33 protein-coding genes and 1 pseudogene are annotated in these 22,691 nt (G+C 40.6%); 3 read left to right on the top strand and 31 right to left on the bottom strand.

Features of this window, described 5'->3' with window-relative positions:
- Positions 1-257 precede the first annotated feature (257 nt).
- Positions 258-494: a hypothetical protein gene (locus tag ACFX4H_RS25535; RefSeq protein ID WP_053537052.1), complete on the bottom strand. Its 237-nt coding sequence runs from the start codon at positions 492-494 to the stop codon at positions 258-260.
- Positions 495-626: 132 nt separating this feature from the next.
- On the opposite strand from ACFX4H_RS25535, the gene pdaB reads away from it, so the two are divergent.
- Positions 627-1,379, top strand: coding sequence for a polysaccharide deacetylase family sporulation protein PdaB (gene pdaB / locus ACFX4H_RS25530; RefSeq protein ID WP_034304945.1), 753 nt, complete (start codon positions 627-629; stop codon positions 1,377-1,379).
- Between the two features lie 93 nt (positions 1,380-1,472).
- Here pdaB and ACFX4H_RS25525 read toward each other — a convergent pair whose 3' ends face one another.
- Positions 1,473-2,153, bottom strand: a complete 681-nt coding sequence (locus ACFX4H_RS25525; RefSeq protein ID WP_063589554.1) for a KinB-signaling pathway activation protein — start codon at positions 2,151-2,153, stop codon at positions 1,473-1,475.
- A gap of 136 nt (positions 2,154-2,289) precedes the next feature.
- On the opposite strand from ACFX4H_RS25525, the gene gerD reads away from it, so the two are divergent.
- Positions 2,290-2,850, top strand: coding sequence for a spore germination lipoprotein GerD (gene gerD / locus ACFX4H_RS25520; RefSeq protein WP_053537050.1), 561 nt, complete (start codon positions 2,290-2,292; stop codon positions 2,848-2,850).
- A 45-nt stretch (positions 2,851-2,895) separates the two neighbouring features.
- Here the strand turns inward: gerD and ACFX4H_RS25515 are convergent, their stop codons facing one another.
- The 5 genes from ACFX4H_RS25515 to ACFX4H_RS25495 form a co-directional block, all read right to left on the bottom strand.
- A complete protein-coding gene (locus ACFX4H_RS25515; protein WP_063589555.1) occupies positions 2,896-3,954 on the bottom strand; it encodes an Mrp/NBP35 family ATP-binding protein in 1,059 nt (352 codons plus the stop codon).
- A 139-nt stretch (positions 3,955-4,093) separates the two neighbouring features.
- Positions 4,094-4,810, bottom strand: coding sequence for an N-acetylmuramoyl-L-alanine amidase CwlD (gene cwlD / locus ACFX4H_RS25510; protein ID WP_034304950.1), 717 nt, complete (start codon positions 4,808-4,810; stop codon positions 4,094-4,096).
- Between the two features lie 82 nt (positions 4,811-4,892).
- Entirely contained in the window at positions 4,893-5,318 is a 426-nt protein-coding gene (locus ACFX4H_RS25505; RefSeq protein ID WP_034304952.1) for a DUF2521 family protein, read from the bottom strand.
- A gap of 546 nt (positions 5,319-5,864) precedes the next feature.
- Complete coding sequence (locus ACFX4H_RS25500) at positions 5,865-6,395, bottom strand: ECF transporter S component (RefSeq protein ID WP_063589556.1); 531 nt, start codon at positions 6,393-6,395, stop codon at positions 5,865-5,867.
- A gap of 294 nt (positions 6,396-6,689) precedes the next feature.
- A complete protein-coding gene (locus ACFX4H_RS25495; protein ID WP_063589557.1) occupies positions 6,690-7,238 on the bottom strand; it encodes a TetR/AcrR family transcriptional regulator in 549 nt (182 codons plus the stop codon).
- A 169-nt stretch (positions 7,239-7,407) separates the two neighbouring features.
- On the opposite strand from ACFX4H_RS25495, the gene ACFX4H_RS25490 reads away from it, so the two are divergent.
- Entirely contained in the window at positions 7,408-8,856 is a 1,449-nt protein-coding gene (locus ACFX4H_RS25490; protein WP_283866910.1) for a DHA2 family efflux MFS transporter permease subunit, read from the top strand.
- A gap of 127 nt (positions 8,857-8,983) precedes the next feature.
- On the opposite strand, the gene rpsI is transcribed toward ACFX4H_RS25490, so the two are convergent.
- From rpsI to rplX, 24 genes and pseudogenes are all read right to left on the bottom strand, one after another.
- On the bottom strand, positions 8,984-9,376 hold the full coding sequence (gene rpsI, locus ACFX4H_RS25485; protein WP_034304957.1) for a 30S ribosomal protein S9: 393 nt from the start codon (positions 9,374-9,376) through the stop codon (positions 8,984-8,986).
- 20 nt (positions 9,377-9,396) lie between these two features.
- Positions 9,397-9,834 carry a 50S ribosomal protein L13 gene (gene rplM / locus ACFX4H_RS25480; protein WP_034304960.1) on the bottom strand — a complete coding sequence of 146 codons (438 nt, stop codon included), beginning with the start codon at positions 9,832-9,834 and terminating at the stop codon, positions 9,397-9,399.
- 267 nt (positions 9,835-10,101) lie between these two features.
- Positions 10,102-10,842 (bottom strand): tRNA pseudouridine(38-40) synthase TruA, encoded by a 741-nt coding sequence (gene truA / locus ACFX4H_RS25475; RefSeq protein ID WP_187050331.1) that lies wholly within the window; start codon positions 10,840-10,842, stop codon positions 10,102-10,104.
- Positions 10,843-10,856: 14 nt separating this feature from the next.
- On the bottom strand, positions 10,857-11,654 hold the full coding sequence (locus ACFX4H_RS25470) for an energy-coupling factor transporter transmembrane component T family protein (RefSeq protein WP_048677921.1): 798 nt from the start codon (positions 11,652-11,654) through the stop codon (positions 10,857-10,859).
- A complete protein-coding gene (locus ACFX4H_RS25465) occupies positions 11,654-12,520 on the bottom strand; it encodes an energy-coupling factor ABC transporter ATP-binding protein (RefSeq protein ID WP_053537046.1) in 867 nt (288 codons plus the stop codon). The genes ACFX4H_RS25470 and ACFX4H_RS25465 overlap by 1 nt, the downstream gene beginning before the upstream one ends.
- Positions 12,496-13,335, bottom strand: a complete 840-nt coding sequence (locus ACFX4H_RS25460; protein WP_034304970.1) for an energy-coupling factor ABC transporter ATP-binding protein — start codon at positions 13,333-13,335, stop codon at positions 12,496-12,498. Before ACFX4H_RS25460 ends, ACFX4H_RS25465 begins: the two co-directional genes overlap by 25 nt.
- A gap of 366 nt (positions 13,336-13,701) precedes the next feature.
- Entirely contained in the window at positions 13,702-14,064 is a 363-nt protein-coding gene (rplQ, locus tag ACFX4H_RS25455) for a 50S ribosomal protein L17 (RefSeq protein WP_034304973.1), read from the bottom strand.
- An 83-nt stretch (positions 14,065-14,147) separates the two neighbouring features.
- The gene (locus ACFX4H_RS25450; RefSeq protein ID WP_034304976.1) at positions 14,148-15,092 is read right to left on the bottom strand and encodes a DNA-directed RNA polymerase subunit alpha; all 945 of its coding nucleotides are present in this window, start codon (positions 15,090-15,092) and stop codon (positions 14,148-14,150) included.
- Between the two features lie 176 nt (positions 15,093-15,268).
- Positions 15,269-15,658: a 30S ribosomal protein S11 gene (gene rpsK, locus ACFX4H_RS25445; RefSeq protein WP_028390438.1), complete on the bottom strand. Its 390-nt coding sequence runs from the start codon at positions 15,656-15,658 to the stop codon at positions 15,269-15,271.
- 22 nt (positions 15,659-15,680) lie between these two features.
- A complete protein-coding gene (gene rpsM / locus ACFX4H_RS25440) occupies positions 15,681-16,046 on the bottom strand; it encodes a 30S ribosomal protein S13 (RefSeq protein ID WP_034304978.1) in 366 nt (121 codons plus the stop codon).
- Between the two features lie 22 nt (positions 16,047-16,068).
- Positions 16,069-16,182, bottom strand: a complete 114-nt coding sequence (rpmJ, locus tag ACFX4H_RS25435; RefSeq protein ID WP_003156543.1) for a 50S ribosomal protein L36 — start codon at positions 16,180-16,182, stop codon at positions 16,069-16,071.
- Positions 16,183-16,222: 40 nt separating this feature from the next.
- Positions 16,223-16,441, bottom strand: coding sequence for a translation initiation factor IF-1 (gene infA, locus ACFX4H_RS25430; RefSeq protein WP_028390440.1), 219 nt, complete (start codon positions 16,439-16,441; stop codon positions 16,223-16,225).
- A 42-nt stretch (positions 16,442-16,483) separates the two neighbouring features.
- Positions 16,484-16,935, bottom strand: a pseudogene (locus ACFX4H_RS25425) (M24 family metallopeptidase); the annotation flags it as partial.
- Between the two features lie 71 nt (positions 16,936-17,006).
- The gene (locus tag ACFX4H_RS25420) at positions 17,007-17,660 is read right to left on the bottom strand and encodes an adenylate kinase (RefSeq protein ID WP_048677894.1); all 654 of its coding nucleotides are present in this window, start codon (positions 17,658-17,660) and stop codon (positions 17,007-17,009) included.
- Positions 17,661-17,718: 58 nt separating this feature from the next.
- Positions 17,719-19,014, bottom strand: a complete 1,296-nt coding sequence (gene secY, locus ACFX4H_RS25415) for a preprotein translocase subunit SecY (RefSeq protein ID WP_034304981.1) — start codon at positions 19,012-19,014, stop codon at positions 17,719-17,721.
- On the bottom strand, positions 19,014-19,454 hold the full coding sequence (gene rplO / locus ACFX4H_RS25410; RefSeq protein WP_034304982.1) for a 50S ribosomal protein L15: 441 nt from the start codon (positions 19,452-19,454) through the stop codon (positions 19,014-19,016). Before rplO ends, secY begins: the two co-directional genes overlap by 1 nt.
- A 32-nt stretch (positions 19,455-19,486) precedes the next feature.
- Complete coding sequence (gene rpmD, locus ACFX4H_RS25405; RefSeq protein ID WP_034304984.1) at positions 19,487-19,669, bottom strand: 50S ribosomal protein L30; 183 nt, start codon at positions 19,667-19,669, stop codon at positions 19,487-19,489.
- 16 nt (positions 19,670-19,685) lie between these two features.
- A complete protein-coding gene (rpsE, locus tag ACFX4H_RS25400) occupies positions 19,686-20,186 on the bottom strand; it encodes a 30S ribosomal protein S5 (RefSeq protein ID WP_034304987.1) in 501 nt (166 codons plus the stop codon).
- A gap of 22 nt (positions 20,187-20,208) precedes the next feature.
- Positions 20,209-20,571 carry a 50S ribosomal protein L18 gene (gene rplR, locus ACFX4H_RS25395; RefSeq protein ID WP_034304989.1) on the bottom strand — a complete coding sequence of 121 codons (363 nt, stop codon included), beginning with the start codon at positions 20,569-20,571 and terminating at the stop codon, positions 20,209-20,211.
- A 32-nt stretch (positions 20,572-20,603) separates the two neighbouring features.
- Entirely contained in the window at positions 20,604-21,140 is a 537-nt protein-coding gene (gene rplF / locus ACFX4H_RS25390; protein WP_048677892.1) for a 50S ribosomal protein L6, read from the bottom strand.
- 30 nt (positions 21,141-21,170) lie between these two features.
- The gene (gene rpsH / locus ACFX4H_RS25385) at positions 21,171-21,569 is read right to left on the bottom strand and encodes a 30S ribosomal protein S8 (protein ID WP_034304995.1); all 399 of its coding nucleotides are present in this window, start codon (positions 21,567-21,569) and stop codon (positions 21,171-21,173) included.
- A gap of 30 nt (positions 21,570-21,599) precedes the next feature.
- On the bottom strand, positions 21,600-21,785 hold the full coding sequence (locus ACFX4H_RS25380) for a type Z 30S ribosomal protein S14 (protein ID WP_034304998.1): 186 nt from the start codon (positions 21,783-21,785) through the stop codon (positions 21,600-21,602).
- Between the two features lie 25 nt (positions 21,786-21,810).
- Positions 21,811-22,350 (bottom strand): 50S ribosomal protein L5, encoded by a 540-nt coding sequence (gene rplE, locus ACFX4H_RS25375; protein WP_048677889.1) that lies wholly within the window; start codon positions 22,348-22,350, stop codon positions 21,811-21,813.
- Between the two features lie 29 nt (positions 22,351-22,379).
- Positions 22,380-22,691: a 50S ribosomal protein L24 gene (gene rplX / locus ACFX4H_RS25370; RefSeq protein ID WP_034305002.1), complete on the bottom strand. Its 312-nt coding sequence runs from the start codon at positions 22,689-22,691 to the stop codon at positions 22,380-22,382.

Genomic DNA, 22,691 nt, shown 5'->3' with positions numbered 1-22,691 from the left:
CTTTTTTGATAGTGTGTGCTCACTTAAAATTTAACGTTGGCGCTTTGTTTTGTTCAGTTTTCAAAGAGCAATTTGTTCGCCATTTCTCTTAGCGACTTTAATATCTTAACATCTTTTTGCCACTTCGTCAATAACTTTTTTCAAAAAAGTTTTTATCAATCTTTTTCAAATGCTTTGACGTTGCAGCAACTTTTATAATATACCAGCGTATAAATCAATAGTCAATAGGTTTTTTGAATTTAATTCACTTTTAAATTTCATGACTGATTCCACTTGGATAAATTCGATTTCCCCTTCATATACATTAGGATTTCCTCCTCGGTGCTCACTCTTTTAAACAGCCTGAAAAGGATGTTATATTTCTCGTTTATTGCCCTTTTGACTAAGTGATCGATTCTGTCATCCTGTAAATCGAATAGTATTTCATCCATCTCTCTTTTTAAAAGGTACTCCAATTCCATTTTTTCTTTGTCATTGATCAATAAACCGAGCATGGTACACACCTCCATCAGACATCTTTCCCCATTCCCATCAATTTTATGAATTTTCAACCCGTTTTTTTGCATAACAATAATCCTCGCGCATAAATTTGAAGACAAGAGTACTTTGGACAAGGGGATGGATTAATGAAATTTTTCATGGTGCTTCAAGCCAAGAACATCAAGTATTATTCGTTAATTTTGCTTACCGCACTTTTTACCGCTTGGTTTCTTTTTGTACAAAACATTCTTCATGCCCCCGTTTTTTCAACGGAAGATGGGCCGAAAGCGGTTTATAAAGGGGAAAAGAATGTTGCGATCACGTTCAATATTGGCTGGGGTGATGAGAAAGCCGCTCCGATAATAGAGACATTAAAAAGAGAAAAGATTAAATCGGCCACTTTTTTCCTTTCGGGATCTTGGGCAGAACGCCACCCTGACATAGTAGCTGAAATTGTGAAAGAAGGGTATGAAATCGGCATGCTTGGTTACGATTATAAGGATTATACCGAAATGGAAGATCAAGAAATCATCCGGGATATTTCTAAAGCCCAGGAAGCATTTAAAAAACTTAATGTAAAGAATATAGAACTTTTACGCGCTCCCACCGGCCACTTTGATAAACGACTCTTGAAGATCAGCGAGAAATTTGGATATACCGTTGTCCATTGGAGCATCGATTCGAAGGATTGGACCAATCCAGGTGTGGATCGGATCATACAGAACATCACCAAGGCCCAAAAAGGTGATATCATTTTATTACATGCTTCAGACTCAGCAAAACAAACGAATAAAGCATTACCGGAGTTATTAAGTGAACTTCGATCAAAAAATTTAAACTTCGTTAACGTTTCAGAGATGATTTCCAATTCCTCGGCAAGCAGTGAGGAAGTCCGCTGACTAAAAAAACTGCGTACTAATGGTCTCCTTGAACCTTTAGTACGCAGTTTTTCTGTTTTGACTTCTTTATGTAAGGTCCAGCCTACATATTGGTTAGCTGCCTTTACCTAATTGACCGGCTTTCATCTTTCCCTTTGCTGGAGTTTGCTTACGCTCTCTTCTATCGGCCAATTCCTTTTGTGAAATTTCAATCAATTTGCCAAGGATCAATAATTGATAAGCATTGCAGACTAGCAATGGAAGCAGCATGAAGTAAAGCCAGCCTTCATCATTGGTTTTCAGGACAGGTACCCACTCCAATACCGTTACCACGACCATGAAAAACAAGGCCGGTATGAAAGACTGTTTATTCGTTTGTTTCATTTTGAAATAAGCTGTAATAAGCCCTGCGGCCAATACAACCAATGCTAACACGATATACGAACTGATTCCCTCGCCTGAACCAAAGCTAAGATATCGCAGGTAAACAAGATCGAATACAACAAAAAGAATGAGTACAAGTTGAACGGCATTCCATAGGGAAGCGCTTTTAAATATCCCCAGACCAAAACGATGTATTGTTAAATAGGCAAAAAAGCCGGCTTGGCTTATGACACTGAAAATTAATCCAACACCGAATAACCAAATAAAAGTTGATAGGATGGCACTGACTTCAAAAGAAGAAAAATAAGGCTTAAACTCACTCCATCGAGCCAAGAACCCTACAACTCCACCAGTTACGCCACCTATAAGCAATGTTGTTAAAAACAATTTAACTAAATTACGGCTGTTCATTGTTTTCCTCCATACATTTCTATTCATTTCCTTAATTGTACCAACCAAATTTGGAAAAATCCACTTATTCCACCAAGGAATAATATCGCCGATTGGAACCATATTAACAGTAAGAAGGATGAAAGGGGCCCTGCGTATGAGAGTGGGAGTTGCTTTGCTTTTCACGTCATTCTTACTCGTTTGTTCCGGTTGTGCTCAAAATGGAGCAGGCGCAGAAAAAATGGAGTACGAAGAGACAAAGAAAATGGTCGTCGATATCTTGAAGACAGATGATGGAAAAAAAGCCATCCAGGATATCATTACTGATGATAAAACGAAAGCTGAACTCATTATGGATTCGGATGCCATTAAGAAATCCATTGAAGATATGGTCACTTCAGATAAAGGGAAGGAATTTTGGAAAAAGACATTTAGTGATCCTGAATTTGCTTCCGCTTATGCTAAAGCATTAGAAGACGAACATAAAAAGGTATTGAAGGACTTAACTGCTGATCCTCAGTATCGTGGAATGCTCATGGAAATAATGAAAGAACCGGATATGGAAAAAGAAATGAATAAATTATTAAAAACCAAGGAAATGCGATCGGTTTATAAAGAACTGATCATCGAGACCATGGAGAGTCCTCTCGTCCAAGCGAAAATGCAAGAGAAATTGGATAAAGCAGCCACAAAAGCGGCCGAGAAGGAGAAAAAGTAAAAAGAATGTAAGAAGGCTGATTCCCAATCGGAATCAGCCTTCTTTTTATTGCAGTTTTTCAATGACCTTTTTAGCAATATCTTCGTAAATCCTGCCAAGCCTATGGTCCGCTGCGTAAATGGATGGAGCAAAGTCCTCTTCGTTCCAATCTGGCTGTTGCAGGGGAAGTTGACCTAAAACTTCTGTACGAAGCTCTTCTGCAAGCTTCTCTCCGCCGCCTTTTCCGAATACATATTCCTTTTCACCGGTCGTTTTACTTTCGAAAAATGACATATTCTCTATGACACCAATGACTTCGTGTTCTGTCTTGATGGCCATGGCACCAGCTCTTGCAGCAACGAAGGCTGCAGTCGGATGCGGTGTCGTAACAATGATTTCTTTACATGAAGGGAGCATCGTATGCACGTCCAATGCAACATCGCCTGTACCCGGCGGTAAGTCAAGGACCAAATAGTCCAAATCTCCCCATTCCACTTCATTAAAGAAACTGTTAAGCATTTTACCCAGCATTGGCCCTCTCCAGATGATCGGCGCGTTATCCTCTACAAAAAAGCCCATTGAGATAACTTGAACGCCAAACCGTTCTACAGGAATGATTTTTTCCCCGCGAACAACCGGTCGTTTTGTTATCCCCATCATATCAGGTACGCTGAATCCGTAAATATCGGCATCAACCAGTCCGACCTTTTTGCCTAGACGAGCAAGTGAAGTGGCGAAATTCACTGAGATCGTAGATTTTCCCACTCCGCCTTTACCACTGGCAATCGCGATGAATTCTGTCTTACTGTTAGGTCCAAGCAAACCTTGGTCCGCCTCACCCTGGGGAATGCTTTCACGATGCTTGGCTAATTCCTCTTCTGAAAGTTCCGTGAAACGGATGCCTACCGATTCCGCTCCGTTCGCTTTCAGCAAGTCCACAACTTCGGATTGCATTTGCATTTGCTCGGCAGTCCCCGTTTTCGCAATCGCAAGTTTAACGCTTACATGATTCTTTTCAGGTTTTATTTTGATTTCTATAATTCCATTTGTCTCTTCAAGGTTTTTATGTAGAAAAGGGTCTTTAAGATCCTTTAATAAATTCAGTACTTTCTCTTCTGTTAACAAGTCGAGCACCCCTTTGAATTTTATTTTCCCATTTTTCAGTATAACATATTACCGAAAGAAAACTTATTATCTGCCTTGTATGCTGGGCCAGATTATTTCCCCATGATAAAAAGGCCTTGTACCTTACAAGACCCCGACATCACTCGTCATCCGATAGTTTTTCTTCTGTGAAGTACCGTAAAATCCCCATATAAATTGAACTGGCAATCTTTTCCTGGTATTTATCGCTGATAAGGCGTTCCCTTTCCTCAGAATTGGAAAGAAAGCCAATTTCCACAAGCGCTCCTGGTTTCTTAGCATAATTCATCAAATACACATGATTGATCGTTCTTGCATCACGCTTTGTATTTTCCAGGTTTCTGATGATTTCAGTCTGAATGAATTTAGCCACCTGTTCATTTTCCTCAAACCTGCTTGTATAAAAGGTTTGGGCACCTTTCGATGACGCCGATGGAAAAGAGTTCAGATGAATGCTTAAGAATAAGTCCGCTTCCGAATCATTGATCATTTTAACCCGATTCCTTAAGTCCTCCTGTTTTCGCTGGCGGATCCCCTTTGTATTACCCTGTGCCAGATCCTCATCCTTCTCACGGGTCATGATGACAAGTGCACCTTGTTCCTGCAAATAGTCCCTGACCTTTAATGAAACGGAAAGGGCAATTTCCTTTTCCATTATCTCTTGTACATTTGCCCCGCCGTCCATTCCCCCGTGACCTGCATCAAGAATGATGACCTTCCCGGCCAACGGAAGGTTCCAGGAGTCCCAAGAATCATCTTCTACGAATTTAAAAGTCACAATTAAAAAAAGGACAAACAATCCCATAGCGATTCCTGTATATTTCAGCTTTCTGCGCATGACCGTTCCCCTTCCATGATCTCTCTACTAAAAAGTATGGGACAAACCATGGAATTAGAACAAGGAATGGGATTTTGCCTTCTTAATGCAATTTCATTTTATATCGTTTCTCTCCAGTCTTAAAACCGTCCAGCCACCAATCCCCCACAAATCCTTCACAACAATAAAACAATCCTTCATCGAAGGCGTTATTCGCTGTAACTTCCCGCCAATACAAAATAAAGTTAAAAAGAGTATCGACCAGAAACTTCTCTTCCTTCCAGCACCTGGACCTTACATCATCTTCCGACTCCCCATAATAGCCAAACTTACTATAGTTCGCTCCTAATAAATAAGCTTCGATGGCAACATCGAAGTAGCCTTCCTCCAAAACATCCATCAAATCCTGTCCGAAGTAACGCTGAATCCTCCCCTTCATATCCTCGATAGAAAGTTCCCTGAGCAACCTGCGTTCGAACTTCAATTGCCTTTCCCTTTGCATCTCCTGTAAACCTAATATCACAGCCATAATTCACCTCCGGGGCAATTCCCCATTTCCCAAAATTATTTCCCAAGACATAATTTAGTTTTAGCGTTCTATTTTGAACCATTCATTTATTCCATTGGCAAAAAATAATGAGGATAGGTTCGACAGGTAATTGAAATGCCTATCATATGCTATCTTCCATAAGAAGCTTAAAAGGACAGCCCAAACATTTCGGATGATATTTACTCGCAGAAAAAATTGGTGCTATCACCCGTAACCCGTTAATTTAGGATGCTACTCGAGGCGGACCTTGCGACTTGGGTAGCTGTGCATGCCTTACATTGATCACACCTGATTATTCATGTCGTGTTCTTACTTAAATTCAAGCAAGCTTTGTGATCTATCGATAAAAAGGACATCCGTGATAAACGGATGTCCTTATCTCACATGATATTCCATTTTATAATAGCGAATTTATTTAAATACATACCTACTTAGCAGGATGAACTGCCAGAGGTTCATAAAGCACAGTATATCCAGTCGCCGGTATTACACAAAGTTTGAATGGCTTCCTATATTCGTTTCACTTTATATCTGTCCAGCCCTTTTCTTTAATCGGCCAGCTAGAGGCACGACGATTATTCCGGCTATTACGACCTGCATTACGTTTCCGGGGATGGAGCCGAATGGCTGTATCCAGTTACCGTAAAGGATAACTTCAGTAAAATAATAGCCCACGATTTTTATGATCAATGCAACGGCAACGGCCAAAGTGTATACAAGTTCTCTTTTGCCCGGTACCTTTTCGGATATTAGGCCTGCTAGATAGCCCATTGCTCCGACGATGACGAATGTAAACGGTGCCCATGCTGCCCAACCGGAGAATAGATCGAAGAAGGCCATACCGAAGGCGCCTGCTATCGCCCCTGTTTTTTTGCCATATACCAAGGCTGCTATAAAAAGGGGAACGTTGCCCAAATGGACCAGGCCGCCGTTACCCATTATTGGGAGCTTGATGTTGATGAACATGGTCGCTACAAGGGTTAACGCGATGAATAGTGCATTGATGACCAAGGCTTTTGTTTTAGTTGTTTCAATCGGTGAGTATGTTGAATTCATATGAAGTCCTCTTTCTTTTTTTAAGTATTATCATACTCCTAAACAGAGCCTTAATAAATATCGATTTTACAAATAATTCAGTATTCCATAAATAAACTCATGTGTAAACAAATGGTTCCTACCGGCCCCAACATCCGAAGCACCCTCCCCACGGCGTTAAATCGCATTGTGGCTGGAGACTGGCAGGGATTTATAAATGACGCAGAAGGGTGCATGGAGCATGTTGTGGGTCATATTATATCCGGTCATTAAAAAGAATTAATGAAATTCAAATTCATTCTAACGGATTAAGAATCATTGCACTCTGTACATTAAATAAATTTGATTGGCAATATAATCCGAACTAAAATGAAGCCCCTTTCTTAACCACCATATTATAATGCCTGCCAATGAGGCCGTTTTAATGTCAATATCAACATAATCAGCAGGTAAATCCTCTTTGGTATTCTTCCTTCTTATTTCTACTAATTGCTTTAATAATGAAAACAATTGTTCTTCAAACTGATTCGTTTTAAATAAAATAAGTAAATAATTTCGATGGATATATAAATAATCAAGCAATTTTGTTAGCTGTTGTTTTTCCGATAAGTCTTTTGCATGTATTAAAGCAAAAACTTTCTCAGATAGCTCATTTAGAATCTCATCGGTGATTTGCGTTAATAAATCTTGAATATCCTGATAATGCAGGTAAAATGTTGTCCGATTCAGCCCTGCTTTGGCTGCGATTTCCCGGACCGTTAAATTCGAAATAATGGGGTCCTCGCATAAGAGAGCAATGACAGCATCTTTAAACATTTCCCTTGAGCGAATTGTACGAGGATCTTCTTTTTTAGGTATAGACATTTTAATCTCCTTTATAGATTTTCTTTAACTTTCTCAACAGCATATATTTCTATGTCGATTAGTGAACATTTTCAAGAAAACTGTTCATGGTAAGTAACATATATTTTTGTTACCATCGATTTTATCGACACAGTGTTGAGAATGCAAGTCAAAAACGAAGGGGTTTACGATGGACATTACCGAAAGAAATAAAAAAGTTTTATTAATCGTACTGATTGCCGGTTGTTTTTTATCAACATTAAATCAGACTTTATTAAATGTTGCATTGAGTGGATTAATGGAAGTATTTGATGTAACGGCTGCAACTGTACAATGGTTATCTACAGGGTTTATGCTAGTGAACGGTGTTTTAGTGCCAATCACTGCCTTTTTAATGCAACGGTATACAACAAGGCAGCTTTTTATTAGCTCGATGTTCTTTTTGTTCATCGGTTCTGTACTTTGCGCATGTGCAGGGAATTTTGGCGTGCTGTTAACGGGAAGAATGATTCAAGCAATCGGTGCCGGGATTATTATACCTCTAATGATGACGGTTATTTTATATTTATATCCTAGCGAAAAGCGCGGAAGCATCATGGGGACAATCGGCTTTGCGATAATTTTTGCCCCGGCCATTGCCCCTACCTTATCTGGTTTTATCATTGAATATGTTTCATGGAGATGGCTATTCATTGGGTTAATCCCATTCTTACTAATCGTCATCGTTCTAGCGTTCAAATATTTAATGAATGTTACAGAGACAACAAAAGCAAAATTGGATATTACAAGTGTCATTTTATCAACGATTGGTTTCGGCTGTATATTATTTGGATTTAGTAGCGCAGGAAGCAAGGGATGGGATGATCCCGTTGTCATCACTGCAATAATCGTCGGAATGATCGTGTCGGCTCTATTCTGTTTACGTCAAATGAAATCGAGCGATCCACTATTAAATTTAACTGTATTCAAGTATAAAACTTTCACGCTTACATCCTTCATCAATGTACTAATTACGATGATCATGTATGCGGATTTGATCCTTTTACCAATCTACTTGCAAAATGGACGAGGTTTTACAGCATTTGAAGCAGGTTTACTTCTATTACCCGGAGCTGTGATTAATGCCTTCTTATCCCCAGTCACAGGTAAAATGTTTGATAAATACGGTGCCAAACCACTCTTTATTACAGGTTTGGTATTCATCATTGTTTCGATGTGGGGAGTCATAGATATAAGCGACTCAACGACGTATATGTATATCATGATTCGTACCATAATATTACGAATTGGTTTGAGCTTCATTACCATGCCATTAAATACAGCAGGGTTGAATGCTTTACCAAGAGAATTGGGTTCCCATGGTTCAGCTGTAAATAATACCATTCGCCAATTGTCAGGTGCCATCGGAACAGCAGTTGTCATCACAGTATATACAATGCAGGCAACTTCACATGCCTCTGAGCTATCAATGGAAAATGAAAACATTACAGCTATACGACTAGAGGCATTAGCTTCCATCCTTGGCTCAAGTGATGCCTATGTTTTCATGCTGGCCTTATCTTTTGTGGCATTAATAATAGCATGCTTCATGCCGAAAAAAGCCGCAATCAATAAAGGTGAAGGTGAATCTCAAAACTAAGATTGTTAACTGAAATATTTAAAATAAAGCATATCCGGGAGATCACGGATATGCTTTTTTAATATTTCGGTCAAAAAAAAAGACCCCCAACCAATATGGTTGAGAGCCTTTCGAAACGGTAATAGAATTAACGTTTTGAGAACTGAGGTGCACGACGTGCGCCTTTAAGACCGTATTTTTTACGTTCTTTCATACGTGGGTCACGAGTTAGTAAACCAGCAGTTTTAAGAGATGGACGGTATTCTGGATCAACTTGTAGCAATGCACGAGCGATACCGTGACGGATTGCTCCAGCTTGACCAGTATATCCACCACCGCTAACGTTTACTAGAACGTCGTAATTTCCAGTAGTTTCTGTTGCAACTAGTGGTTGGTTAACAACTTCACGTAATGCTGCAAAAGGAATATATTCATTGATGTCACGACCGTTAATAACGATGCGACCTTCGCCTGGTACTAAACGTACACGAGCTACTGAGCTCTTACGGCGACCAGTACCATAATATTGAACTTGTGCCAAGATAGTAACCTCCTTAGTAATTATCCGCGTAATTCGTATACTTCCGGTTGTTGAGCAGCGTGTGGGTGCTCAGCTCCAGCGTATACGTGTAATTTTTTGTAGATTTGACGACCAAGAGAATTCTTTGGAAGCATACCTTTGATAGCAAGTTCAAGCATTCTCTCAGGGTAGTTTGTACGCATTTCAAGAGCAGTTCTAGTTTTAAGACCGCCTGGATGCATAGTGTGACGGTAATAAATTTTGTCAGTCAATTTTTTACCAGTCAAATGGATTTTTTCAACATTGATAAGAATTACATGATCACCAGTGTCAATGTTCGGTGTAAAAGTTGGTTTATGTTTACCACGTAAGATGGATGCTACTTCAGTAGAAAGGCGACCCAAAGTTTTGCCTTCAGCGTCAATCACATACCATTTACGTTCTACTTCATTAGCTTTCGCCATAAATGTCGTACGCATGGTTAACCTCCTAAAAAACTTTTTAATTTTTTATATTTATTTTCAATCACAATAAACTTCCGGGGCTTATCGTGGGATTAAAATACATACCATATTATATTAACTTCTCCCAGATTCATTGTCAAGGGAATGTTACACTAGGATAAGTTGTCTATAAAACACTCTCTTCAACTCCAGGAAAAGCTCAGTATCGCATCAAACCGCTCCATTACTGATTTCAGCCCATTACCCATTTGTAAAAAAACTGGTATCACTTTAAAAATATTTTTATTTGTAAAATACTTTCCATAAATATAAGCCTTGGGCTGGGGCTGTTTTCCCTGCAAAGCTGCGGTCCTTCTTGTCCAAAATCCCGCTCATATCATGGGGTGACATCTTGCCGCTGCCGACATCCAGGAGCGTCCCAACCAAGATACGCACCATATTATATAAAAAGCCTTCGCCAACGAAGCGGAAAACCAGGAAATCATCGCTCTCTTCAAAATCCATTTCTTTTATGGTTCGAACTTTATCGACCACTTCCGTTTTTGCCGAACAAAAACTTGTAAAGTCATGTGTCCCTATCAAATAGGAGATTGCTTCCCTTATCGCCTCCATATTTAAAGGGTATGGATAATGATAGGCGTAATTCCGCTTAAACGGATCCCGCAGTTTCGAACGGGCTACGATATAACGGTACTCTTTCCCAGTAGTATGGAACCTCGCATGAAAATCGTCAGGCACGATATCGACCTCCAGAGCGATGATATCGGTCGGAAGAAGAGCGCTGAACGCCTTTATCCAATTTTCAGTAGGGAATGTAAGGGGCGACTCAAAGTGAAGTACCTGCCCCTTTGCATGGACCCCTGAGTCTGTCCTGCCTGAAGCAGTCACTTTTATAATTGTGCCTTTATGCATTTGGGCCAAGACTGCCTCGAATTCACTTTGTATGGTGCGTTTCTCAGGCTGCACCTGATAGCCAGCAAAATCCGTGCCGTCATAAGCGATCACACATTTATATTTTGGCATAGTTCTCTTCCTTATTATGAACGTAATAAAAATAACATGACCGTTAGAACACCTATTGAGACCATCAAAAGACTATCACTCGTCTTCCAGTTCAATTGGCGATATTTCGTGCGGCCTTCCCCGCCACGGTATCCTCTTGATTCCATGGCAGTTGCCAATTCTTCGGCCCGTTTGAACGAACTGACAAATAAAGGAACCAGCAGAGGTACAATCGATTTAACCCTGTCCTTTATCGGGCCAGATGAAAAGTCAACGCCCCTTGCAGTTTGTGCCTTCATGATTTTTTCCGTTTCCTCCATTAGCGTCGGGATGAATCGAAGGGCAATGGACATCATCAATGCCAGTTCATGTACAGGCATCTTCCACTTTTTCAAAGGTCCCAACAGCTCTTCCATCCCGTCTGTAATGGATATCGGGGATGTCGTCAAAGTTAAAAGTGACGTAACAAGGATTAGTAAAGTAAATCTAATGGATATGAAAAAACCTTGAATCAAACCGCCTTCATAGATTTCAAACCAACCGTATTCAAAAAGCAATTCCCCTTCCTTCGTAAACAATATATGGAGAAGGAATGTAAATACGATCAAGAAAAAGATTGGCTTCAACCCATTATAAAGATAGCGAAGCGGTATTTTGGAAAGACTGATCAAAAGGATGGTGAATACCGCAAGCAAACCGTAAGAAACGACATTATTCGCCAAAAAGACGACACAAACAAACAGGAACACGAGGAGCAATTTAGCCCTTGGGTCCATCTTGTGCATCAATGAATTTGCAGGGACATAACGCCCGATAATCATTTTATCCAGCATCAGCGGTTCCCCCGTTTCATGGCTTTATCTATTTCTATCGCTAAATCACCGATATTAAGACATGGATGATCAAATCGAACACCAAGTTCCTTCTGGAGCTTTAGCTGAAAGCGGACCGTATCAGGAACATCCAGGCCAAGCTCCATTAATTGTTCCGGCTCTGAGAAAATTTCCTGGGGGGTTCCTTTTTTGAACACCGTACCCTTATGCATGATGATGATGTCATCCGCGTACTTGGCTGCATCCTCCATGCTATGGGTCACCAGAATCGTTGAAATGCCCCTTGCTTTATGCAGATCATAAAACATATCCATGATTTCTTTGCGTCCTCGCGGATCCAGTCCCGCTGTGGGCTCATCAAGCACCAATACTTCCGGCTCCATGGCAAGTACCCCAGCGATGGCCACCCGTCGCATCTGTCCACCGGATAAATCGAATGGAGACTTTTCAAGAACTTCCTCATTCAATCCGACTTGCGCGATGGCTTTCCTGGCCAGTTTCTTTGCATCGATTTCAGAAACGCCAAAATTCATAGGACCGAAACATATATCCTTTTCAACCGTTTCATCAAATAACTGATGTTCCGGAAACTGAAAAACAATTCCGACCTTTTGTCTTATTGGCCGCAAAGCCTTTTCTTTTCTTCCTGCTTCAATCGTCCGATCCCCAATGAAAACCCGACCCTTCGTCGGTTTTAAAAGAGCATTCAAATGCTGCAGTAGCGTGGATTTCCCGGACCCTGTATGCCCGATGATTGCGGTATAGGTTCCCGGCTCCATTGAAATATTGACATCATGAAGGGCTAGATGTTCAAAAGGAGTATTCACCTGATAGCGGTATTCTACATCATCGAGTGTAATTCGCATAAATCCTTCACCAACTCTTCCTCTGTCAAATGCCCATCAACTACACGAACACCATTTTTTTGTAACTCCTTGGTTAGTTTCACTGAAAAGGGAATGTCCAGACCAAGAGCAATCAATTCTTCCTCTAACTCAAAAATATCCTGAGGCGAACCTTCACGATATAACCGACCTTGGTTCATGACTATCATTCGATCAGCTTTCGCAGCTTCCTCAAGATCATGGGTGATTGATATGACAGTGATCTCGTTTTCCTGTTTTAATTCCCTAACTGTTTCAAGCACTTCTTCACGGCCTCTTGGGTCAAGCATGGAGGTTGCTTCATCTAAGATGATTATGTCTGGCTGCAAGGCTATTACACCTGCAATGGCCACTCTTTGCTTTTGACCGCCGGATAGATGGTGCGGCTCTTGATTAAGAAAGGCATTCATCTTAACCTTATTTAACGCACCATGAACACGCTCCACCATAACCTGCTGAGAAACACCGGCGTTTTCTAAACCAAAAGCCACATCATCCTGAACTGTAGTGCCTACAAATTGATTATCTGGGTTTTGAAAAACCATGCCAATTTTCTGGCGTACATCCCAAACGGATTCTTCTGTCAAAAGTTGATCATTAATCGTAATGGTACCTGAGTTAGCGAACTGAAGGCCATTCAATAACTTCGCTAATGTCGACTTGCCAGAACCATTATGTCCGACAATCGCTAGCCACTCCCCTTGATGAATATCAAAAGAAACATCATCCAAGGCGTTTCGAGACTGACCCTCATATTTAAAAACAATATTATTTAAAGAAACCAGCTTCTTCACCATGTGGCCCTCCTCATCCTCGACTGCACTCGCCTAAACTAAGCTCTGCTCACTCAATATAAATATAGTAGTTTTTCCTTCTGAAAATATAAAAAAACGCTGCACCCCTTCCACCGAAAGAATTTTCGGTAAATTAAGAGCAGCTAACAGCGGGCCTGTTACGAAAAACAGGTTATCTTATAATCGCTTATCAAAAGCGGGAAGGGATGCTTGAGCTAGACGTGAAGGCTCCCTGCATGATACAGGTTCCGCCAGCCATCGTAACACTCAATGCGAATTTCTAAAGTACAGAATTTCTATTTAAAAAAAGAAAAAGGGCATAGAACAAGTGAGTATATTCATTTGTCCCGCCCTTTTTCATCGTTGTTATTAAACTAATTCAATAACCACGACTGGTGCACCGTCACCGCGGCGTGGACCAACTTTCATGATACGAGTGTATCCACCTTGACGTTCTTCATAACGTGGAGCCACGTCACTGAATAATTTTTGAAGGGCATCTGTGCCATTCTCAGCGTCAGCGATTTCGTTACGGATGAAAGATGCAGCTTGACGGCGTGCATGCAAGTCACCACGTTTACCAAGAGTGATCATTTTATCTACTACAGAACGTAATTCTTTTGCACGTGCTTCAGTAGTTTCAATGCGCTCATGGATAATAAGATCCGTAGCTAAATCACGAAGTAATGCTTTACGTTGTGCGCTAGTGCGTCCTAACTTTCTGTAACCCATTAGAGATTCCCTCCTTTGTTGAAGTTCTATATTGTGTGTCAATAACAAGGCTCACAACATAATGGATTGATTCCGCCATGTTATCAGTCGTCTTTACGAAGACCTAAGCCTAATTCTTCTAGTTTCGCTTTCACTTCTTCAAGTGATTTACGACCTAGATTACGTACTTTCATCATATCTTCTTCCGTTTTATGAGCTAGCTCTTGAACGGTATTGATTCCAGCACGTTTCAAGCAGTTGTAAGAACGAACAGAAAGGTCTAATTCTTCGATCGTCATCTCAAGAACTTTTTCTTTTTGATCTTCTTCTTTTTCAACCATGATTTCAGCATTTTGAGCTTCATCGGTTAAACCAACAAAGATATTTAAATGCTCTGTTAAAATCTTAGCTCCAAGTGCTACCGCTTCTTGCGGACCAGTACTGCCATCAGTCCAAACATCAAACGTTAACTTGTCAAAGTTAGACAACTGTCCAACACGTGTATTTTCAACTTGGAAAGATACGCGTGAAACCGGAGTGTAAAGAGCATCGATTGGAATTACACCAATTGGCTGGTCTTCTCTCTTGTTTTGAACAGCAGGAGTGTAGCCGCGGCCGCGACGTGCAGATAAACGCATACGCATATGACCGTTTTTACCAATTGTAGCAATATATAAATCCGGATTAAGAATTTCTACATCACTATCATGAGTGATATCAGCAGCCGTGATGACTCCGTCACCCTGAACGTCAATTTCCAGCGTCTTCTCTTCATCAGAGTAAATCTTAAGAGCTAGTTTTTTCACATTAAGAATGATAGATGTTACATCTTCCACGACGCCTTCAATTGTTGAGAACTCATGTAGCACTCCATCAATTTGTATAGCTGTGACAGCAGCACCTGGGAGTGAGGATAAAAGAATACGACGTAAGGAGTTACCCAATGTAGTACCATACCCACGCTCTAGTGGCTCTACGACGAATTTACCGTACTTGGTATCGTCGTTGATTTCAACCGTTTCGATTTTTGGTTTTTCTATTTCGATCATCAATAAACCCTCCTTCAAAACGTCAAAACCCCGGCAAGTAAACAAGTCACTTAAACCGAAATTCCCCATGTATACGTTCCCGCTGTGCGCAACAACTGAAAATTAATCCTCTGTAAGAACGCAAACTCAGTATTATATCCCATTATTGACAGGAATACAAAATCTATACAGAAAAATTAAACACGGCGACGTTTTGGTGGACGGCATCCGTTATGTGGAACTGGAGTTACATCTTTAATTGCAGTTACTTCTAGGCCAGCAGCTTGAAGTGCACGAATGGCAGCCTCACGTCCAGCACCAGGTCCTTTAACTGTAACTTCAAGAGTTTTCATACCATGTTCAATTGATGTTTTAGCAGCTGTTTCAGCAGCCATTTGTGCAGCAAATGGAGTGGATTTACGAGATCCACGGAATCCTAGAGCTCCAGCACTTGACCAAGAAATAGCATTACCATGAGAGTCAGTGATCGTAACGATAGTGTTATTGAATGTTGAACGAATATGTGCAATACCAGTTTCTATATTCTTTTTCACACGACGTTTACGTGTATTAGTTTTACGTGCCATGAAAAGTAACCTCCTTTACTAATTATTTTTTCTTGTTAGCTACTGTACGACGAGGTCCTTTACGCGTACGAGCATTGTTTTTTGTATTTTGACCGCGAACAGGAAGACCACGACGGTGACGTAAACCACGGTATGAACCGATTTCCATTAAACGTTTGATGTTTAGGGAGATTTCACGACGAAGGTCGCCTTCTACTTTAAGCTTGTCAATGATATCACGAATTTTGTTCAATTCGTCTTCCGTTAAGTCACGAACGCGAGTTTCTTCAGAAACGCCTGCTTCTGCAAGAATCTTGATCGCTGTTTGTTTTCCAATACCATATATATATGTTAATGAGATAACAATACGTTTGTCACGGGGAATATCTACTCCAGCAATACGTGCCATGCTTGAGTGCACCTCCTTCTATTTAGCCTTGTTTTTGTTTATGTTTAGGGTTTTCGCAAATAACCATTACTTTACCTTTTCTGCGGATAACTTTACACTTTTCGCAGATTGGTTTGACTGATGGTCTGACTTTCATTGCTATCTAACCTCCTTATACAGATCGGAGCGTAACCGGATTATTTGAACCGGTATGTGATTCTGCCGCGAGTTAGATCATACGGGGAAAGCTCAACCGTAACTTTATCTCCAGGCAAAATGCGAATAAAGTGCATACGAATTTTACCGGATACATGAGCTAAAACAGTATGACCATTTTCTAATTCTACCTTAAACATTGCATTTGGCAAAGTCTCTTGTACTGTGCCTTCTACTTCAATTACATCATCTTTCGCCATTAAAGTGATTCTCCCTTCTCTATGCGTGAACCTATTAAAGGTGCACATCTTTCCGTCAACATTACTACAGTCCAATTATCCTCATAAGTCTTACAATTCTGCATCAAGTATTCACCATTTTGTAGAACCAGGCTTTAACTGAGGACCTTTATCAGTTGGACCGAAATGAGGATTTTATGGGTCCTCATGTAAGTCTTGACCGATTCCGTGACCGACATACTCTCGAAATAGAGAAGCAATTAGTCTCGACATAGGTTTGAATAGCATGGGAGATGTTTGAAAGGCGCACGCCTGACATAGCTTCTTTCAACCCTCTATATCACGACTCTTTAGGAATCCCAATAGAGTCACTGCATTTCTTCATCAATTTTGCCGACCGGATATGTCCATGAAGATCACTTAAAAAGTAATCGCCCAATTCAGGGAATACCAAGTACAAGAACCTGATTAATAAATGTGCGAATGCTCTCGCGAAATCCATTATACCCTTTGTATTATAGGAATGCACCAAGTTTAACTAGTAAGTTATAAAAATGGTATGAATTTCATAAATCAATACATATGATTAATTTTGTAAAGCACCAAGCAACACATCGATATCTTCAAATACCTTATTAATATCTTGCTGTCCGTTAATGTTGACCAAGTAACCTTTGTCTCCGTAGAAATCAAGAAGTGGCTTGGTTTGTTTCAAATTCACATCTAAGCGATTTTGAACCGTTTCAGCATTATCGTCGGCACGTTGATATAATTCTCCGCCGCAGCGGTCGCATACATCATCTTTAGCAGGAGGATTGAATACAAGATGGTATGTCGCACCACATGATTTGCAAATACGACGTCCTGTCAATCTTTCCATTAAGATGCTTTTATCAACATCGATATTAATGACAAAATTCATATTGCGATCTAAATCAGTTAGAATGCTTTCAAGTGCCTCTGCCTGTGCCACAGTACGTGGAAATCCATCAAGCAAAAATCCTCTTAGGCAGTCTTCCTTGCTTAAACGCTCACGTACGATGCCAATGGTAACTTCATCAGGTACCAATTCGCCTTTGTCCATGAATGATTTCGCCTTTAGACCTAGGTCTGTTCCATCTTTGATAGCTGTTCGGAACATATCTCCAGTAGAGATATGAGGGATATTATATTTTTCTACGATTTGTTCAGCTTGAGTGCCTTTACCAGCACCCGGCAGACCCATTAACACTAGATTCAATTTTCTTCCCCCTCAAACTCTATAATGGGTAAAGGGAACAAGCCGTTCCCAAAACTCATTACTTTATAAAGCCTTTATAGTGTCTCTTCACAAGTTGTGATTCCAGCTGCTTCATCGTATCAAGGGCAACCCCGACTACGATCAGCAAACTGGTACCACCAATCTGTGCAGATTGAGGTAGATCAGCAAGCTTAATGAAAAATACCGGTAAAACGGCAATGATGGCCAAGAATATCGAGCCTACAAACGTCAAACGGTATAAAACACGTGTTAAATATTCTTGTGTACTCTTACCTGGACGAATCCCCGGCACATAGCCACCTTGCTTTTTCAAATTCTCAGCCATTTGTTCAGGATTAACCTGAATGAAAGCATAAAAATACGCAAAAGCAATGATAAGAGCAACATATATGATCATACCAATTGGTTTGGTGTAATCAAGATTTGTTGATATCCAGCTAGTCACGCTGTTCTTTCCAAAGAAAGAAGCGATTGTAGTGGGAGTAATAATAAATGCCATTGCAAAGATTACCGGAATAACCCCCGCAGCATTTACTTTCAATGGTAAATGAGTAGACTGGCCACCCATTTGCGTACGACCTACCGCAGCACGTTTCGCATACTGAATAGGAATTTTACGTAATGCCTGCTGAATGAAGATAACAGCAACCACGATTGCTAATACTGCTAAAACTATGAGGATAATCGTTATGATTCGTAAGAATAATTGATCACCGGCATTTTCAAATTGCTGTGCGTAAATCTGATTTGCCGTAGTAGGCAAACTAGCTACGATACCAGCAAAGATAATGATGGAAATCCCATTACCCACACCCTTAGCAGTGATCAGCTCCCCTAACCACAAAAGAAAAGCTGTTCCTGCCGTTAAGACAGTCGCAATAAGCAAGTATGTTGCAATTCCAGGATTTTCAATCAACTGTCCACCTGACATATTATTGAACCCATAGGACATTCCAACTGCTTGGATAAATCCTAGGATAATAGTGAAGTAACGAGTGAATTGCGCTAATTTACGGCGCCCTGCTTCCCCTTGTTTAGACCATTCAGTGAACTTAGGAACAACATCCATCTGTAACAGCTGAACGATAATGGATGCCGTGATGTACGGCATGATACCCATCGCTAAAATGGAAAAGTTTTGCAGTGCCCCGCCGCCAAAGGTATTTAAAAGCCCGATGACGCTCAGCTGGTCCTGTTCAGCGAGAAAATCGGCATTCACATGCGGTACAGGTATAAATGTACCGATGCGATAGACGATTAACATTAGAAGGGTAAAAATAATCTTATTCCTTATTTCACCCACGCGCATAAAATTGGAGATCGTGCGAAACATTAGATCACCTCTGTATTACCGCCAGCAGCTTCGATAGCTTCTTTAGCAGTAGACGAGAATTTGTGAGCTTTAACAGTAAGCTTTTTCTCAATGCTTCCTTTGGCAAGAATCTTGATTCCTGCTTTTTCTTTACTTACAACGCCAGTCTCAAGTAGAAGAGCTGGTGTTACTTCAGTACCGTCTTCGAAAAGATTTAACGTATCAAGGTTCACGATAGCATAGTCTTTACGGTTGATGTTGGTAAATCCACGTTTAGGTAAACGTCTGAATAGAGGAGTTTGACCCCCTTCAAATCCAAGACGCACACCGCCGCCGGAGCGAGCGTTTTGTCCTTTGTGTCCTTTACCTGCTGTTTTACCGTTACCAGATCCAATACCGCGACCTTTACGTTTACGTTCTTTACGAGAACCTTCTGCAGCTTTTAACTCATGAAGTTTCATGTTGGCACCTCCTTGTTAAGTTAAAAATTATTTTATTGTTCTTTTACAGTAACAAGATGAGCAACTTTGGTAATCATACCGCGAATCGCAGGGTTATCTTCTTGAACAACCGTTTGATGCATTTTGCGTAAACCCAAAGTGTTAACTGTAACACGTTGATCTTCAGGACGACCAATCAAGCTGCGAGTGAGGGTGATTTCTAATTTATTAGCCATAATTCGATTTCCCTCCTTATCCTAACAGTTCTTGTACTGATTTTCCACGTAACTTAGCTACGTCTTCAGCACGTTTCAATTGCTTCAATCCTTCAATTGTTGCGCGAACCATATTAATAGGTGTATTAGTACCTAGTGATTTAGACAAGATATCGCTAACTCCGCCTAATTCAAGTACCGCACGAACAGGACCACCAGCAATTACTCCTGTACCTTCAGAAGCTGGTTTCAATAGAATGTGACCTGCGCCATAGCGACCGTTCACAAGGTGAGGAATAGTAGTACCAACCATTGGTACAGTAATTAGATTTTTCTTAGCATCCTCAATAGCTTTACGGATAGCATCCGGAACTTCTTGAGCTTTACCAGTACCAAATCCAACATGACCATTTTTATCACCAACAACAACTAGTGCAGTGAAACGGAAACGACGTCCGCCTTTAACAACTTTAGCTACACGATTTACTGTAACTACGCGTTCTTCAAGTTCTAATTTATTAGGATCAATGCTACGCATCTGTTATGTCCCTCCTTATCCATTAAAATTCTAAGCCGTTTTCACGAGCAGCGTCAGCCAATGCTTTAACACGACCATGGAAGAGGTAACCACCGCGGTCAAAAACCACAGCTTTGAAACCTTTTTCAACAGCACGTTTCGCAATAAGTTCGCCAACTTTTTGAGCTGCTTCAGCATTGCTACCTGCTTCGATACCGATCTCTTTATCAAGAGTTGAAGCACTTGCCAATGTTACGCCTTTTGCATCGTCAATTAATTGTGCGTAAATGTGTTTGTTTGAACGAAACACATTTAAACGAGGACGAGCTTCTGTTCCAGAAAGCTTAGCACGTACACGCGCATGTCTTTTCTGACGAGTAGCATTTTTATCAAGCTTCGTAATCATTTACGTCACTCCTTTCGTTTACTTATGCGGCATTACTTACCTGTTTTACCTTCTTTACGACGAACGAATTCGCCTTCGTAACGGATACCTTTACCTTTATACGGTTCTGGCGGGCGAACATCACGGATATTAGCTGCTAGAGCTCCTACACGTTCTTTGCTTGCACCTTTTACGATTACTTTTGTATTAGAAGGAACTTCGACTTCAACGCCAGCTTCTGGCTCTATTTCTACAGGGTGGGAATATCCTACGTTAAGGATAAGCTTGTTACCTTGCTTTTGTGCACGGTACCCAACCCCAATAAGTTCAAGTGATTTTACGAAACCTGTTGATACACCTTCAATCATGTTAGAGATAAGCGCGCGAGTAGTACCGTGTAAAGAACGGTGAGTCTTCTCGTCAGACGGGCGTGTTACAGTTAACACGTTCTCTTCAACAACGATTGAAAGGTCAGGACTGAATGATCTAGATAATTCACCTTTAGGTCCTTTAACAGTTACTTCACTTCCAGTAACAGTAACTGTTACGCCTGCAGGGATTTCAATAGGTTTTTTACCTATACGAGACATAATGTGCACCTCCATTCTTGTGAAAATGTATTACCAAACGTATGCTAAAACTTCTCCGCCAACTTGTTTAGAGCGAGCTTCTTTGTCTGTTAAAACTCCGTGAGAAGTAGAAACAATTGCGATACCTAAACCGTTAAGAACGCGTGGTACCTCTCCAGTTTTTGCATATACACGCAAACCAGGTTTGCTGATACGTTTTAGACCAGTGATAACACGTTCGTTGTTTGCACCGTATTTTAAGAAGATACGGATGATACCTTGTTTGTTGTCTTCGATTAATTCAAAGTCACGTACGAAGCCTTCACTTTTTAAGATCTCAGCAATTTCCTTTTTGATCTTTGAAGCAGGAACTTCCAGTTTTTCGTGACGAACCATATTCGCATTACGGATGCGAGTAAGCATATCTGCAATAGGATCTGTCATGACCATTATATTTTACCTCCTTCCCAAACTCGGGTTTTACCAGCTAGCTTTTTTAACGCCAGGAATTTGTCCTTTATATGCAAGTTCGCGGAAACAAATACGACAAAGTTTAAATTTACGTAATACAGAATGTGGACGTCCGCAACGTTCGCAACGTGTATATTCTTGTACTTTAAACTTCTGTTCGCGTTTTTGCTTTACGATCATAGACTTTTTAGCCACGATTTCGCCTCCCTTTATTTAGAGATTACTTTTGGAACGGCATTCCAACTTGAGTAAGTAGTTCACGAGCTTCTTCGTCAGTGTTGGCAGTCGTTACGATAACGATGTCCATACCACGAACTTTGCTCACTTTATCGTAATCAATCTCAGGGAAGATAAGTTGTTCTTTAACGCCTAATGTATAGTTTCCACGTCCGTCAAAGGATTTCTTTGAAACGCCGCGGAAATCACGTACACGCGGTAAAGATACAGATACTAGCTTATCAAGGAATTGATACATACGCTCACCACGTAATGTAACTTTCGCTCCGATAGGCATACCTTCACGCAAACGGAAACCTGCGATTGATTTTTTTGCTTTTGTTATAACTGGTTTTTGACCTGTGATCAATGTAAGTTCTTCAACAGCTGTATCTAAAGCTTTCGAGTTAGAAACTGCGTCACCCACACCCATGTTAATAACGATTTTCTCAATGTTTGGTACTTGCATTACTGATTGATAGTTGAATTTACCCATCAATGACGGTGTAATTTCACTTTTGAATTTTTCTTTAAGGCGGCTCATTGCTTAGTGTACCTCCCTTCATTTATGACTTATTTATCTAAAGATTCACCTGATATTTTAGCTACGCGTACTTTTTTACCATTTTCGATCTTATATCCAACACGAGTCGGTTTACCTGATTTAGGATCAAGTGGCATTACATTGGATACGTGAATAGCAGCTTCTTTACTGATAATTCCACCTTGTGGATTAAGTTGAGATGGCTTTGAATGCTTTTTCACGATGTTAATTCCTTCAACAAGTACACGATTTTGTTTCGGATATGCAGAAAGAATTGTTCCTTGTTTGCCTTTGTCCTTACCAGAGATGACTACGACTTTGTCACCTTTTTTAACATGCAT

The sequence above is a fragment of the Peribacillus sp. YIM B13477 genome (assembly GCF_042787955.1).
In the GTDB taxonomy this organism is placed as follows: Bacteria; Bacillota; Bacilli; order Bacillales; family DSM-1321; genus Peribacillus; species Peribacillus frigoritolerans.
This window is presented reverse-complemented; position numbering and strand designations above follow the sequence as displayed.